At 38.9% G+C, this 16,244-nt stretch carries 14 protein-coding genes; all 14 read left to right on the top strand.

The genetic code is table 11. The features are described from left to right. The first annotated feature begins 249 nt into the window (after nucleotides 1-249). A complete protein-coding gene (locus tag H4J50_RS15710; RefSeq protein WP_182257304.1) occupies nucleotides 250-1,728 on the top strand; it encodes a sigma-54-dependent Fis family transcriptional regulator in 1,479 nt (492 codons plus the stop codon). A gap of 337 nt (nucleotides 1,729-2,065) precedes the next feature. Further along, nucleotides 2,066-3,274, top strand: a complete 1,209-nt coding sequence (locus H4J50_RS15715; protein WP_182257305.1) for a PAS domain-containing sensor histidine kinase — start codon at nucleotides 2,066-2,068, stop codon at nucleotides 3,272-3,274. Next, on the top strand, nucleotides 3,261-4,601 hold the full coding sequence (locus H4J50_RS15720) for a sigma-54 dependent transcriptional regulator (protein WP_182257306.1): 1,341 nt from the start codon (nucleotides 3,261-3,263) through the stop codon (nucleotides 4,599-4,601). Before H4J50_RS15715 ends, H4J50_RS15720 begins: the two co-directional genes overlap by 14 nt. A gap of 250 nt (nucleotides 4,602-4,851) precedes the next feature. After that, on the top strand, nucleotides 4,852-5,196 hold the full coding sequence (gene fliE, locus H4J50_RS15725; protein ID WP_081148684.1) for a flagellar hook-basal body complex protein FliE: 345 nt from the start codon (nucleotides 4,852-4,854) through the stop codon (nucleotides 5,194-5,196). A gap of 45 nt (nucleotides 5,197-5,241) precedes the next feature. Beyond that, nucleotides 5,242-6,966, top strand: coding sequence for a flagellar basal-body MS-ring/collar protein FliF (fliF, locus tag H4J50_RS15730; protein ID WP_108455087.1), 1,725 nt, complete (start codon nucleotides 5,242-5,244; stop codon nucleotides 6,964-6,966). Beyond that, the gene (fliG, locus tag H4J50_RS15735; protein ID WP_108455088.1) at nucleotides 6,959-8,011 is read left to right on the top strand and encodes a flagellar motor switch protein FliG; all 1,053 of its coding nucleotides are present in this window, start codon (nucleotides 6,959-6,961) and stop codon (nucleotides 8,009-8,011) included. Before fliF ends, fliG begins: the two co-directional genes overlap by 8 nt. 24 nt (nucleotides 8,012-8,035) lie before the next feature. Continuing rightward, nucleotides 8,036-8,854, top strand: a complete 819-nt coding sequence (gene fliH / locus H4J50_RS15740; protein ID WP_182257307.1) for a flagellar assembly protein FliH — start codon at nucleotides 8,036-8,038, stop codon at nucleotides 8,852-8,854. Between the two features lie 233 nt (nucleotides 8,855-9,087). Then, nucleotides 9,088-10,455 carry a flagellar protein export ATPase FliI gene (fliI, locus tag H4J50_RS15745; protein ID WP_108455090.1) on the top strand — a complete coding sequence of 456 codons (1,368 nt, stop codon included), beginning with the start codon at nucleotides 9,088-9,090 and terminating at the stop codon, nucleotides 10,453-10,455. Nucleotides 10,456-10,471: 16 nt separating this feature from the next. Next, the gene (gene fliJ, locus H4J50_RS15750) at nucleotides 10,472-10,906 is read left to right on the top strand and encodes a flagellar export protein FliJ (RefSeq protein ID WP_182257308.1); all 435 of its coding nucleotides are present in this window, start codon (nucleotides 10,472-10,474) and stop codon (nucleotides 10,904-10,906) included. A gap of 168 nt (nucleotides 10,907-11,074) precedes the next feature. After that, a complete protein-coding gene (locus H4J50_RS15755; protein ID WP_182257309.1) occupies nucleotides 11,075-13,369 on the top strand; it encodes a flagellar hook-length control protein FliK in 2,295 nt (764 codons plus the stop codon). 102 nt (nucleotides 13,370-13,471) lie between these two features. Then, entirely contained in the window at nucleotides 13,472-14,011 is a 540-nt protein-coding gene (fliL, locus tag H4J50_RS15760) for a flagellar basal body-associated protein FliL (protein ID WP_182257310.1), read from the top strand. A gap of 130 nt (nucleotides 14,012-14,141) precedes the next feature. Further along, a complete protein-coding gene (fliM, locus tag H4J50_RS15765; protein WP_108455094.1) occupies nucleotides 14,142-15,203 on the top strand; it encodes a flagellar motor switch protein FliM in 1,062 nt (353 codons plus the stop codon). 135 nt (nucleotides 15,204-15,338) lie between these two features. After that, nucleotides 15,339-15,731, top strand: a complete 393-nt coding sequence (gene fliN / locus H4J50_RS15770; protein WP_108455095.1) for a flagellar motor switch protein FliN — start codon at nucleotides 15,339-15,341, stop codon at nucleotides 15,729-15,731. Nucleotides 15,732-15,737: 6 nt separating this feature from the next. After that, a partial coding sequence (gene fliO / locus H4J50_RS15775) for a flagellar biosynthetic protein FliO (RefSeq protein WP_182257311.1) occupies nucleotides 15,738-16,244 on the top strand: 507 nt, incomplete at its 3' end.

Below are 16,244 nucleotides of genomic sequence, written 5' to 3' on the forward strand. Positions count from 1 at the left end.
GGTGATACCTTAATAGCTAAGTGATTTTCTAACCTTCCTCGTTATCGGCAGGCTTTATTATTGCTTTAACTGACAATAAAATGACATGTTAGCGTCAATTTATTGTTGATTATTCATTGCAGCAAGTTAATAATAGAGAAAATTTAGACTAATAAATGCTTTGTCAACGCGCTATACAATAAAATAGTAATGGCAAAACAACCATATAATAATTAAAAAATACAGCAATAAAAAATGCAAGGGCATAATATGCAAGGGCAAAAACATATTCTAGTCGTCGATAACGACGCAGCAAGACGCCATCAAATAGAAACCGTTTTAGCCTTTGTTGGTGAAAATTTTCATGTTCTAGCAGAAGATGAAATTGATAAACACATAGCTGAAATCCCTAATATTCTTACCATTATTTTATGTGGTGACATTTCCTCAAAATTACAAGATATTATTAAATCTCTGCCGGCTTGCCCATTTATTTATCATGACATAATTGATAAAAAACAACTCAATGGCTATGTCAATGTTATTGGTGAATTAACCACACCGCTAAATTATGCCCAATTAACAGAATTAGTACATCACAGTCATCAATATCATAATAACTTGCCGTCTAAACGAGATGTTAATCGTCCAAACTCATTATTTCGCTCCTTGGTAGGTACAAGTGAGCCCATGCAACAGGTACGTTTTTTAATTGAACAAGTTGCCTGCACAGAAGCTAATGTATTGATTTTAGGTGAGTCTGGGACGGGTAAAGAAGTTGTTGCACGCAATATTCATAATTTATCAGATAGAAGTAAAGGTCCTTTTGTTCCAGTTAACTGTGGTGCTATTCCAGCTGAATTACTAGAAAGTGAATTATTTGGCCATGAGAAGGGCGCTTTTACTGGCGCTATTTCCACCCGTAAAGGTCGCTTCGAAATGGCTGAGGGTGGCACACTATTTCTTGATGAAATTGGTGATATGCCACAACCAATGCAAGTAAAATTATTACGTGTGTTACAAGAACGGACGTTTGAGCGCGTAGGTGGCTCTAAAAGTATAAAAGCCAATGTGCGAATCGTTGCCGCGACGCATCAGCACTTAGAAAATATGATTAACACTAATCAGTTTCGTGAAGATCTTTACTATCGAATCAATGTTTTTCCTATTGAAACACCTGCGCTGAGAGAGCGAAAAGAAGATATTCCGCTATTGTTACAAGAGCTTATTTCACGTTTTTCTGCCGAGCAAGGGCAGTCAGTGCGTTTTACTGAAAAAGCTGTTGAATCGCTAAAAGAACACCCTTGGGCTGGTAATGTTAGAGAACTGTCTAATTTAATTGAACGTATGATTATTATGTATGGAGAACAGGTGGTTAATGTTGGACAATTACCATTAAAGTACCGCCACTTAGATGTGGAAGACTATCAACCTGAATATCCTGAAGAGTTGCAAGAACGTGAAGCGATTAATGAATTGTTTTCAGGTTTCGATTATGACGACCAAGATGATGATGCCAATGAAATTAGCGCAGAAAACGCTATTGCTGTAAATGGTAATACAGTCGATGTTTTACCAAATGATGGCCTCAACTTAAAAGAGTATTTAGCTGAGCTAGAGATTTCGTTGATTAACCAAGCATTAGGTAAAAATGATTGGGTTGTGGCTCGTTCTGCCGAACTTTTAGGTATGCGCCGTACTACTTTGGTAGAGAAAATGCGCAAATATAACCTACAAAAAGCCAGCTAATAAAGTTAAAGGGTAATTAGAATAAACTTAAGGCTTCATCAAGATTAATCACGACTCCTTGCCAGCCAGTTTATTGAAAACGCCATTGAAATAATTACTATTTCAATGGCGTTTTAGTTTTTAAAGCAACAAAGATTGTTAGCCAAAAGATAATTGAAATGTATAATTTAATTACGGTTCTAGGCGTATAGTTCGGTTGCTTTAGTATTTTCAGCCATTTTATTGACAGCGATAATCAGCCTTTATTATTAGCTTTAACCACTGAATAATATAGCTTTAATTGATTGGCATAATTCATGCTTTGCTTGAGTGTACTTCTTTACTCGGGTGAAATATTATGGCACTTGCCTATTCGACATCGACCAACTCTTCTTCAGCCAATCCTGTGCTGAATCGTGTATTAACTTCATTTGATGAGGTTAATGTAAAACGCGATCAACCAAATCGATTAGAAAGCGAAAATTACGCGGGTGAATTGGCGTTTTTACGTCAACAAAATAAACAACTGCAGCACGTTATTGATGTTATGCCAACTGGTATGATCATGCTTGATGGTAACGGCATCGTGGTGAAAATGAATGATACCGCACAACGTTTGCTAGATGAGCCTATTTTAGGTCAACCTTGGTTCAATGTGATTAAACGCTCTTTTAAACCTAGGGCAGATGACTGGCATGAGGTTTCTTTAAATGATGGTCGCCGTGTCAAACTAGAAATTACTGCTTTAGGTGGCCAACCTGGGCAGTTGATCATGATCACCGACTTAACAGAAACTCGCCTCTTACAAGATAAACTTGGCCAATTACAGCGTCTTTCGTCTTTAGGGCGTATGGTGTCAAAATTAGCGCATCAAATTCGCACACCATTGTCTGCTGCGATGTTATATGGCGCCAATCTACGCAATAAAAAACTTAACGACGATGCAAGAGTTAATTTTCAAGATAAATTAATGCTGCGTTTACAAGATTTAGAGCAACAAGTTAATGACATGCTGTTATTTGCTAAAAGTGGCAGTAAAGCGGTGGTTGAACCGATAAATGTTAATCAGCTTATTGAGCAAGCAACACAGGCGATTGAGCCGCAAGTTAATCAAGCCGGTGCAAAAGTAAATCTGTATTTCTCTCAACAAGGTTGTGAAATTTTAGGTAATGTAAGTGCCTTAACTGGCGCAATTCATAACTTAATACACAACAGTTTATCGGTAATTAAAGCTGATGCTGTTATTGATATGAGTGCTTATTGTCAGGGTGAATATGCCTATATTAGCGTCCGAGATAATGGCCCTGGCATTAGTGCAGAGCAAGCCGATAAGATATTCGAACCTTTTTATACCTCAAGAAGCCAGGGCACAGGTTTAGGCCTAGCCGTAGTAAAATCGGTGACTAATGCGCACCAAGGTGAAGTTAGCTTGATCAGTAAACCCGGCGAAGGGGCACATTTTTGTATAAAAATACCACTGCTTGTAAGTGAAAACCTCAACACCGAATTAACTGAAAATAACAACGACGCATTTTTGTCTAAGGAGCTTAGTAATGAGCACAAGTAAAATCATGGTAGTCGAAGATGATGCTGGACTTAGAGAAGCCCTTGTTGATACTTTGCTTTTGGCTGGCTATCAATGTTTAGCCGTTGATTCCGGGGAAGACGCACTAATAAAACTCAAATCGCATGCGGTTGATTTAGTCGTTAGCGACGTACAAATGGGTGGTATGTCAGGACTATCGTTATTAAAAAGTATTCGCAATAATTATCCCAAATTACCCGTATTGATCATGACCGCGTATGGCACTATTGATGACGCGGTACAAGCTATGCGAGACGGTGCCTGTAATTATATGGCAAAACCTTTTGCCCCAGAAGTATTGCTAAATATGGTTACTCAGTATGTGCCGTTACAAACTAATGATGGTTGTGATCCCGTAGTGGCTGACGTTCAAAGTCTTGAGTTACTTAAACTCGCTAAAAAAGTGGCGAATACTGAAGCCTCTGTTATGGTTTTAGGGCCAAGTGGCTCGGGCAAAGAAGTGCTAGCACAATATATTCATAATTATTCGCCACGCAGCCAAGCCCCTTTTGTGGCCATTAATTGTGCTGCAATTCCTGAAAATATGCTTGAAGCGACTTTATTTGGCTATGAAAAAGGTGCCTTTACTGGTGCAATTCAAGCTAGTCCAGGCAAATTCGAACAAGCACAAGGCGGCACTATTTTACTTGATGAAATTACCGAAATGGATTTAGGCTTACAAGCAAAAATTCTACGAGTTTTACAAGAGCGTGAAGTTGAACGCATCGGCGGACGTAAAACTATTAACCTAGATGTTAGGGTGATAGCAACCAGTAACCGCGATCTAAAAGACGCCGTGCAAGAAGGTATTTTTAGAGAAGATTTATATTATCGCCTTAATGTATTCCCGTTAACTTGGTTACCACTTAACGAACGCAGAGATGATATTTTGCCCTTAGCTACACATCTTATTTCCCGTATTTGTCAAAAAGACGGTAATGTTATTCCTGAATTCACACCAGCAGCTCGCAGTAAATTACTCGCCTATGCTTGGCCAGGTAATGTGCGTGAATTAGACAATGTTATTCAACGAGCACTGATTTTACAAAGTGATCGTTGTATCGACGCTAATGACTTACTGATTGATAACTTTGAAACGCCTCAAGTGCAAAGTGACACCGTTGACGCTTCAAAAGCTGACAAACTCGGCAGTGAACTTAAATTACAAGAGCACCAAATCATATTAGACACTTTGCATGCTTGTCGAGGAAGCCGCAAAGATGTTGCCGAACGTTTGGGAATAAGCCCTCGTACATTACGTTATAAAATTGCCCGTATGCGTGATAGTGGTATTCAAATTCCACTTTAATTACAGGTTAAAATTAACAAAGTGTTAATTAAATATCGAGATTAAACTGAAAAACGACGTATTTAACGTCGTTTTTTTTGTTTTGAATAATTTGATTTTTACTGTTGATTTATAAGTGTTTTTTATTGTTTTAAAATGTAATTTTATTAGGCTTTTCTTGCCATTTCGCTTTATTTTTTAGCTTGGCACTATGCTTGCTTTAACCATAGGTAATAGTAAGTAACAAGAAATTGACACAAGCGAGATAGCCATGGATATTAAAACTAATTCTTTATACGCCCAAATGCAAAGCATGTCGATGGAAGCGATGGGAAACAGACTTCCTATCGGTGAAGAAAATGGCATGGGTACGCCTCCAGTTAGTAAAGCTGGTGGTGACTTTGGTAGCTTGTTAAAAGATGCAATAAATAATGTTAATGAACTACAACAAGATGTTGGTGCAAAACGTACAGCGTTTGAAATGGGTGATCGCAGTGTTACCTTGGCCGATACTATGATTGCAGGCTCAAAAGCGGGTATTGCTTTTGATGCAACCGTTCAGATCAGAAATAAGTTTGTTGAAGCTTATAAAGAAATTATGAGCATGCCGGTTTAGCTCCAGTTGCTAAAAATAAAACAAGTTTTACGCGGAGATAAATAAGTGGCCGATACAACAGACAATACAAATTTAATGTTAGCCGATGGTAACAACGATTTAGTCGCTGGCGACGGAGCAGATGATACCGTTGGTGAGCAAAAGTCAGGTTTAGCCGGTGCCATGGGCAATGTTGATTTTCTCCGTCAAATGACAATAGTCATTGCACTAGCTATTTGTTTTGCTATTGCCATTTTTGTTATCATGTTAGCGAATCAACCTGAATATCGTTTTTTAACCAAATTGCCAACCGAGCAATTAATTAAAACGATGGACTTTCTTGACAGCAATAAAGTGGATTATCGTCAAGAAAATAACACTATATCTGTTGAAAGCGATGAATATCAAAACGTTAAACTTATGCTTGCTCGAGAAGGTCTTACTGATGCTCCATCTCAAGGTAGCGAAATTCTTATGCAGGATATGGGCTTTGGTGTAAGTCAACGCCTAGAAGGTGAACGTTTAAAACATTCAAGAGAGCAACAGCTCGCCCGTACGATTGAAGAATTAAAGTCTATTTCACGTGCTCGGGTATTATTAGCTATTCCGCGTGAAAATGTTTTTGCTAAACGTGAGAAAAATCCTTCAGCCACTGTGGTACTCACTTTGCGCCGCGGCCGCCTTTTATCTGAAGAAGAAGTTGATGCGGTTGTTGATATTGTTGCTTCAGCAGTGCAAAACTTAGATCCTAATCGCGTAACGGTAACCGACCAAAATGGTCGTTTATTAAATTCTGGTTCACAAGACTCTGTTTCATCTCGCTCTCGTAAAGAGTTTGAAATAGAACAAAAGCGTGAATCTGAATACATGTCAAAAATTGACTCAATTTTAATTCCTGTTGTTGGCTTAGGTAATTACACCGCACAAGTTGATGTGGCGATGGATTTTACTAATACAGAAGAAACACAACGCCGATATAATTCAGACTTACCCGCTTTACGTAGTGAAATGAAAGTTGAAGATAGCACTATCGGAGGCATGCTTGGCGGTATACCAGGTGCGTTAACTAACCAACCACCGCTTGACAGTAATATCCCTGAAGATGCAACTGGCAACGGACAACAGCGCAGTATGCCGGGTCGTAAGCATTCAGAGTCAACTCGCAACTATGAACTAGACGAAGCGATCAGCTACACTAAACAGCAAACGGGCGTTATACATCGTATTAGTGTTTCAGTTGCCTTAGATTATATTCCGGGTGTGAATGCTGAAGGTGAAGCTATGCCAACACCACGCTCTGTACAAGAAATAGCTAATATTCGTCGTGTATTACAAGGCAGTATTGGTTTTAACCTACAGCGTGGCGATTCATTAGATGTTGTTACTTTGCCATTTTCTCGTCCAGAAATTGTTGCGGTTGAAGCTGTACCACTATGGAAAGATCCAACGGTATATAAATATGCTAAATTAGTTGGCGCGGTAATCTTGATTGCAGTATTATTTTTTGCAGTCGTACGCCCAATGTTAAAACGCCTAATTCACCCAGAGCAAACACCGAGTGATTATGGTGATAAGTCGCTTGATAGTCATATTGACTTAGGTGATGAAACCATGGATATGCTAACCGCTGAGTTTGATGCTGGCGCCGTTGGCTTTGCCCCAGATGGTAGTTTACAATTACCTGATTTACATCGCGATGAAGATGTTTTAAAAGCCGTACGTGCTTTAGTGGCAAATGAGCCAGAATTATCATCGCAAGTAGTTAAAAGTTGGTTGAACGAAGATGAGTGATGAAAACCAAGAACTATCAACCCAGCAACCGTCTGGATTTGACATTAATAAACTCGATGGTGGCGAAAAAGCCGCGATTTTATTATTAAGTCTTTCAGAGGAAGATGCTGCACAAATACTAAAACATTTAGAGCCCAAGCAAGTGCAGAAAGTGGGCATGATCATGGCCGGTATGGAAGATTTTTCTCAACAGAAAATTACCGCTGTGCATAAATTGTTTATCAACGAAATTCAAAACTTCTCTACTATTGGTTTCCAAAGTGAAGAGTTTGTTCGTAAAGCGTTAACTGCGGCATTAGGTGAAGATAAAGCCGGCAACCTCATTGACCAAATAGTCATGGGCGGAGGCGCTAAAGGTTTAGACTCATTAAAATGGATGGACTCTAAACAAGTAGCTAACATTATTCGTAATGAGCATCCTCAAATACAAACGATTGTTTTATCTTATTTAGATCCAGAACAATCAGCAGAAATAATGACACAATTTGCTGATAAAGTGCGTTTAGATCTTATGATGCGTATCGCCAATTTAGAAGAAGTTCAACCGGCGGCATTACAAGAATTAAACGAGATCATGGAGAAACAATTTGCTGGTCAAGCGGGTGCACAAGCAGCGAAAATGGGCGGCTTGAAAGCAGCAGCAGATATAATGAACTACCTAGATACAAATGTTGAAGGCTTGTTGATGGATTCAATTCGTGAACATGACGAAGAAATGAGTCAACAAATACAAGACTTAATGTTTGTCTTTGAAAATCTTGCCGATGTAGATGACCGAGGTATTCAAGCCATCTTAAGAGAAGTACAGCAAGACGCGTTAATGAAAGCGATAAAAGGTGCTGATGAAGCCTTAAGAGAAAAAATTATGGCGAATATGTCTAAACGTGCCGCTGAAATGTTAGCTGATGATCTTGAAGCCATGGGGCCTGTGCGCATTAGTGAAGTTGAAGCTGCACAAAAAGAAATATTGGCCGTTGCTCGTCGATTATCTGACTCTGGTGAAATTATGCTAGGCGGCGGTGGCGGTGGCGATGAATTCTTATAATTTAGCATCAGTGAGTGATACATAATGTCAATTGATTCAACGCCAAGCAGTGAAGACCCGATAGAAAAACAGTCTGTTAAAGCTGACGCAAAAAAATCTGACATCGTAGATACTTGGACCGTGCCTAATGTGCGTTCAGACTTTGATGAAAACCAAGAGCAAACTAATGCACTGGGTAAAGCACGCAACTGGCGTTACGAACCGCCTGAAGAAACTGAAATTGATGAGCCCGTTCCGCTTACCGCGCAAGATATAGAAGACATTCGTCAGGCCGCATTTGACGAAGGCTTCACGCAAGGTAAAGAAGAAGGCTTTGCTGTTGGCCTAGAAGAAGGGAAAACCAGCGGTCATGCAGAAGGGGTGACCACAGGGCATGAAGAAGGTATAGCGCAAGGTTTAGCCGAAGGGAAAGAAACCAGCGAACAACAAATTGCTGCGATGCAAGCGCTAATAGATCAATTGCATCAACCGTTACTCAATGTTGAAAAAAATGTTGAAGCGCAATTATTACAGTTAGTGGTGCAATTAACCCAAGCGGTAACCAAGCATGAAGCTAAAACTAACCCTGATATCCTTTTATCAGCTATTGCAGAAGGTATTAAAGCGTTGCCAGGGCAAGAGTCTCAAACGCAAATTTTATTGAACCCACAAGACATTAAATTGGTTGAACAACAATTTGGTGCAACACATATCAAAGAACAAGGCTGGCGATTGCTTGCTGCTCCACAATTAAGTCCAGGTAGCTGTCAAATAGAAAACAGTACATCGAATATTGACCTCAGTGTAAAATCGCGCTTAAACGAAGTGTTGGAATCTTTTTTGCAAGAAGCTTTACATCAATAATTTTTGCTTTAAAACGTCAATTATTTGAAACACGAAATCGGCTTGAATGTTCAATGTATGTCTAATACATCTCTAATGAAAGTTTAAAAAATATTTATAGGTTGGCTTTATGTCCTTAATAACAGTCGTTATTACCTGATTTAAGCGATACTCTTTACTAACAGCATAAGCACAATAAACATAAAGCCAATACAAGTTGAACCGGTAAATTAATTAAAAAAGCGTAAATATCTATGGTTGACATAAATCGCATAACTGAACGTTTAAAAAACTGTGAAAAACTTATTCATCCGCAAAGTGTTTCTGTTGCCGGACGTTTAGTGCGTGTTGTTGGTTTAACGTTAGAAGCGGTTGGGGTTAAAGCGCCAGTGGGCAGCCAGTGTTTAGTCGAAACATCGCAAGGTGATCTTATTGCCGAAATTGTTGGTTTTTCACAAGACACAACATTTTTAATGCCTGAGCAGAGTTTACAAGGCGTATTACCTGGGGCACGTGTCGTGCCTTTATCTACCAAAGCGCGATTACCTTTATCAATGGATTTACTCGGCCGCGTTATCGATGGTGTGGGTAAGCCACTCGATGGTAAAGGCCCAATTAAAGCATCTGAGACTTATCATTACGACAGCAAACCTATTAATCCGTTATCAAGACGCGCAATTACCGAACCACTCGATGTTGGTGTGCGCTCAATCAACAGCTTTCTTACGGTTGGTGTTGGTCAGCGTATGGGCTTATTTGCCGGCTCCGGTGTTGGTAAAAGTGTATTGTTAGGTATGATGACACGAGGAACTAATGCCGATGTTATTGTTGTAGGACTTATTGGCGAACGTGGACGAGAAGTTAAAGAGTTTATTGAAGAGATTTTAGGTGAGGAAGGTCGTGCGCGCTCTGTTGTGGTTGCCGCTCCCGCCGATAATTCGCCATTAATGCGACTAAAGGGCTGTGAAACTGCGGTTCAAATAAGTGAATATTTTCGTGATCAAGGTTTAAATGTTTTATTACTGATTGATTCTCTTACACGATATGCACAAGCACAGCGTGAAATTGCCCTAGCAGTAGGCGAGCCACCAGCAACGAAGGGTTATCCACCTTCAGTTTTTTCTAAATTACCTCAATTGGTTGAAAGGGCAGGTAATGGCGGCGATGGGCAAGGCTCTATTAGTGCATTTTTTACTGTTTTAACCGAAGGCGATGACCTACAAGATCCTATTGCTGATGCTGCTCGTGCTATTTTAGATGGTCATATTGTATTGTCTAGAAAATTGGCCGATGCTGGGCATTACCCCGCAGTTGATATTGAAGGCTCTATCAGCCGCGTTATGCCAATGGTAACCAGTGAAGAACACCAACAACTTGCTAGACAATTACGCCAAGTGTATTCGCTTTATCAAGAAAACAAAGATTTAATCTCTATTGGTGCTTACAGCAGAGGTACCGATCCAAGAATAGATCAATCCATAGATTTACAGCCCGTTATTCAGTTTTTCTTACAGCAAAAAATGCTTGAAATTATTCCGTATGATCAGAGTTTAACGCAGTTGCAAGAAGTGCTCGCGGCGGCACAAGCTCATGCTCAACAAAGCCAAACGGCACAACAATAAATAAGGTAATAACAGCATGAAACAGTTAAATACCTTATATAAATTTGAGCTTGATAAAGAGCAAAAAGCCTCGCAAGCATTACAATTAGCGGAACTTGACTATCAACAAAATAAAGACCGTTTAAAAAATGTCAGTGACTATCGTTTGGAATATATGCGCAGACTTAATCAGCGTTCTTTAGAAGGTATAGATAGTGCGACATATAGCCATTTTCATGCCTTTATTGCCAAATTGGATAATGCTTCTCAACAAGTTAAAATTGCAGTTCATCAAGCCAAAGCGTTAGTTGAAACAAGAAAAAAACAATGGTTAGAACAAAGGCGTAAAATACAAGCTGTAGAATTATTGCGCGATAAAAAATTGGCTATTTTACAACTTGCCGCTAATAAACAAGAACAAAAAATGTTTGATGAAATTGCTACCCAGCAATTTGTTCGTCGCCACAGATAAATCTTACTTTACTTCACCAACTGCCTATTTTTAATTCCTATTTGTCTGAGTAACAAATTTCTTATATTAAAGCTAATTAAGCTGGTTTTGGAATGATTTTTGCTTAGTTAACAAGAGAGAGTTACGTATTAAATTGCGCTTATTGTTTATATTTAGGAAAGCTTTGTTATGTATCAAGTAAATTTTTTGTCTTCTGATGTTAGCCAAACCCTAGATGTTTCAGGGGGGAAGGGAGATGTATCCAACAAAAATCAAACTAAAGGCAATGCGTTTTCTGATGCTATGGAGCAGCATTATCCAAAGAAAAATAACACTGACTCAGAGAGTAAAAATAATCAAGGTGGCAATCTTGTGTCTAAAGCGGCAGAACAGCAACCGCTTAGTGATGACCCCGCTATTAAGATTAAACGCAAGAACCTAGATGATGCTCATACATTACCCGTGCCCTTACCGATAGATGATGAAACATCAATAGAAAAATCAACAGCTGCTGACAAATCTTCTAATTTACCAATATCTTTTCCTATTGATAATCAAACTATGTCGGCAAAGCTGAACGCTGAAAAAGCTATAAACGATGATGCTCATACTTTACCTGTGCCGTTACCAATAGATGATGAATCTTTGGTGACTAAACCATTGGAGGTGAGTGTTTATAAAGAACCTTTACCGATATCGGTAGAAGAAAAAGTTCGAGAACTATTATTAGCGGCAGTTGAACCTGTAGTAAAGATTAAAGGAGACGAGCATACGCTGCCAGTACCTTTGCCTGTTGTGCCCGTACAAGATAAAAATAGCGTTATTACAAATGTTAAAACGTCAAATAATGATAGTGCTATCGCTAGTTCATATAAGTCGGCTGCTAATTCAGTGCTTCAAGAATCTCAAACAGGTCAGAGTGTCGCTCAAAAAGTTGAAAGTGATGATGCTGTTGATCTGTTAAAAATGCTAAATGGTGCACAACAACTGTTAACAAAGTCAGCAACAAATAGTCAAGTATCGACGCCGTTAGAGCAAAGTAAAGCTGTCGAAGTTCAAGAAAATAAAGCCTTGTCTAACACTTCGAATACACAATTGCCTACTGACAGTAAAGTTAGTGTGCAAGCAAGTAATACCAATGTCACAGATAATTCAACGGCTAAAATAGCCGCCGATTTTATAACTAATACTGTGGCAAGTGATATACAGAATAAAGAAAAGCAAATAGCAACTACAACAGATAAAGTTACGGCAGTTAACTTGGTCGAAAATGCTGCTAAAAATGCTGTAGTGAAGTCAGCTGATAATAGCGTTATTTCTCCTGCTCAATCAGAGGTTTTAAACACCGGAACTACTGAAAAATTAACGCGTGAAAATACAGTTATCGATCAGGATTTATTAGCAAAGCAAATTAATGCCACGCTTGTAGCTGATGAAAGTAAAACGGCTTTAAAAACAGAGCAAGATGCTAAGTCATTATCTAATATATCTAATGTGCCTAATATAAAAGAGTCACAAAAAAGTAATGACATTAATGCTAAAGCATTTACTGTTGAAGACGTTAAAAAAGCACCTGACGCTATAAAAAAAATGGTAACAGGTGAAAGTGAACCGGTAAAAATGCAAACTGCAGAGTTAACACAAGCGGGTGCTGTAGAACTTAATCGAGCAAATGCTAACGAGTCAACTCAACCTCGTCAGATTAATCAAAGTACCGCTGCGGTAATATCTGCATCGTCTGCACCTACAGTTGAGCAAAAAATTGATGCAACTCAAAAGAGTGTCGCTTTTGATGACGCCACTAAACTAGCCAACAATGCGGATGATGAGCAAGCATTGATGAAAAACCAAGGCGAGAAATTGGCACCGAACGCTGATAAAGTCGCTTCAACTTTCAATCCTGCCATTAATCATACATTAGACGCACAGGCTGCTAGAACAATACCCAATGCTGCAGAGTTAGCGGCACATCAAGAACAAAGTTTTGAAAATACAATTAATCAATTAACAACCAATACCGTACAAGCACAAAAATCAATCACCGCGTTGAACACCGAAACTATTGCTATTTATCGCAAAGATTTTGCTGATGCTGTTAAAGATAAAGTAATGGTAATGATCAACCAGAAAATACAACAAGTAGAGATTCAACTGGATCCGCCAGAAATGGGTAATATTCATGTCAGAGTGAATTTACAAAATGAACAAGCCGCGGTGCAGTTTATTGTTCAAAACCAACAAGCCAAAGAGGCCTTAGAGCAAAACATGGGCAAGTTACGAGATATGTTAGCTGAAAATGGTGTTGATGTTGGCGATGCAAATATTGAGCAGCGCCAGGCAAAAGAGCAAAATAGCGATGGTTTTGAACAAGCAAATCATAGTGGTATAAATGAAGAGTCGGGTGAAGGTAACTTCAGTGAAAATGATAATGTAGTGCTTGATGTGGTTAAAGCTTCATCAACAGGTGTGGATTACTATGCTTAATTCATTAATACACCCATAATACTTGATAAAACTCTTTGGTTTAGCAGCTATTCAACGATATAGTTTAACAAGTGCTTTAAAAAATATTCAAAGGTAGGGAACATGGCTGACGAAAAAGAACTTGAGCTAGATAATTCAGGTAAGAAAAAGAAACTGATTATTATAATTGCTATTGTTGTTATCTTAGCTGCTGCTGGCGGCGGAGCTGCATTTTTTATGCTCGGTGGTGAAGATGAAACTGCACAATCAAGCGCCGGTAGTGAATTAAGCGCTGATGCAGCAGGAGAGGCGTCTGGCGCACCTGCAGAAAATGCTGAACTTGGTACGGCTTTGTATGTTCCTTTGCCAAGACCCTTTCGTTTCAATGTACCAGGTAATGCAGTAGATCGCTTTGTTGAAATTCGAGTGCAACTGCTTATTAGAGGCGCGGAAAACGAAGAAGCAGCAAAAAAACATATACCCCTTATTGAAAGTACATTACTGGGCGTTTTTTCACGGTCAAGTGCTGATGACTTAGCAACCAGTGCGGGAAAAATGTCTTTAAAGCAATCAGCATTAGTTGAAGTGCATAAAATAATGACCGAAGTTGAAGGTAGTGAAGTTGTCGAAAAAGTACTATTTACTGGCTTTGTTATGCAATAAAATGTTTAACAGGGTGCAATTGAATGCATTTTTTTGAACGACTAGAACAGCAATAAAACGTTAAGAAAATAGTTCAATAGTACACGTGATGAACAGCGTAACTAAATTAACAAGATAAAGAGACTGTCGAGTGAGTGATTTATTATCTCAAGAGGAAATTGATGCACTTTTACACGGTGTAGATGATGTTGAAGAAGAAGATATTGAAGAAGATTTTTCCTCATCCGAGGGAACGTCTGATTACGATTTTTCTTCACAAGATCGCATTGTGCGCGGACGTATGCCAACACTGGAGATGGTTAACGAGCGTTTTGCTCGCCATATGCGTATTAGCTTATTTAATATGATGCGTCGCTCTGCTGAAGTTTCTATAAACGGCATCCAAATGATCAAATTTGGTGAGTACGTGCATACTTTATTTGTACCCACTAGTTTGAATATGGTGCGTTTTAGACCTCTTAAAGGTACTGCATTAATCACCATGGAAGCGCGATTAGTTTTTATTTTGGTGGATAACTTCTTTGGTGGTGATGGTCGCTATCACGCTAAAATAGAAGGGCGTGAATTTACTCCGACTGAACGTCGTATAGTACAAATGCTGCTTAAAATTATCTTTGAAGATTACAAAGAAGCATGGTCGCCAGTGATGGATGTTTCTTTCGAGTACCTAGATTCAGAAGTTAACCCTTCAATGGCCAATATTGTTAGTCCGACAGAAGTTGTTGTTATTAGCTCGTTTCATATTGAACTCGATGGTGGTGGTGGTGATTTTCATGTAGCCCTGCCTTACTCTATGTTAGAGCCTATTCGTGAATTGCTTGACGCAGGTGTGCAAAGTGATAAAGAAGATACTGACATGCGCTGGTCGAAGGCACTACGCGATGAAATTATGGACGTACCGGTTGAGCTATCAACAAAATTTATAGAAGTTAAATTGTCATTACAAAAAATTATGGATTTAAAGGCAGGGGATATTATTCCGATTGAAATGCCCGACCATATTACGGTGTTAGTTGAAAATTTACCCTCATTCAGAGCTAAACTAGGCCGTAGTCGTGATAATTTAGCATTGAAAATAGAATCAAAAATTAAACGCCCTGAACAAGTTAAATCAGAACTTACCATTTTAACCAAAGGCGGTAAGCGTTTAGACAATGATGCAGAGTTACACTTATTAGAAGACGACTTATAATCGACCCTATAAAATAACGTATTTAAATGATTTTATTAAATGTGGTGTAAAAATCGCATAACTGCATAATAAGTAATAACAAACGAGTAGCGTGGATTTTTTGACGCTACGCGATGAAAATTGAGGCAAAGCAGCATGAGTAAAGATAACGAAGACGATTTAAGTCAGTGGGATGAAGCAATGGATGAGCAAGCCGCGTCTGAGGCTGCTGAAACTGTTGAATTAGAAGACTTACAAGAAGATAGTGAAACTATCTCAAGTGATGAAAAACATAAACTCGATGCTATTTTAGACATTCCAGTGACTATTTCAATGGAAGTAGGTCGTAGTCATATTAGTATTCGAAATTTGTTGCAGCTTAATCAAGGGTCAGTTGTTGAACTTGATCGCGTTGCCGGCGAGGCTTTAGATGTATTGGTAAATGGCACGTTAATCGCTCATGGTGAAGTTGTTGTAGTTAACGACAAATTTGGTATTCGATTAACGGATGTTATTAGCCAAGTTGAACGTATTAAAAAGTTAAAATAACGACTAATGAAAAAAATATTATCAGTAATATTTATCTGGTTGTCTTTATTGGCAAATAGCTATGCTGAAGAAGTTGTTAATACTGCCCCTGTGGTCGACGTTGTTTCAGAAGCTGTAACACCTGAAGAAAAACTTAACAATATGGCAGCAACAACTCCAACTCTCCCCGTTGAAGCAAAAGCTGCGCCTGTTGAAGTCGGTAAACATGTTACGGCAAATATGGACGCTATGAGCATGATTCTGTCATTACTCATGGTACTTGTGGTTATTGTTATTAGTGCGGTTATATTAAAACGCTTTCAGGGTGTACGGCACAGTATCAATGGTTTGAAAATAGTCACGAGCTTACATTTAGGTGCTAAAGAGAAATTAGTGGTGGTGCAAGCAGGTAACAAGCAACTATTGCTTGGTGTTACTGCACAGCAAATCAGTTTAATCGAAACGCTTGATGAACCTTTAATAGCCGCCAAAGAAAACAGTGTCGACTTTGCACAATCTATAGCTAAATTACTC

Origin of the sequence: Colwellia sp. 6M3 (assembly GCF_014077595.1) — a bacterium.
Classification (GTDB): Bacteria; Pseudomonadota; Gammaproteobacteria; order Enterobacterales; family Alteromonadaceae; genus Cognaticolwellia.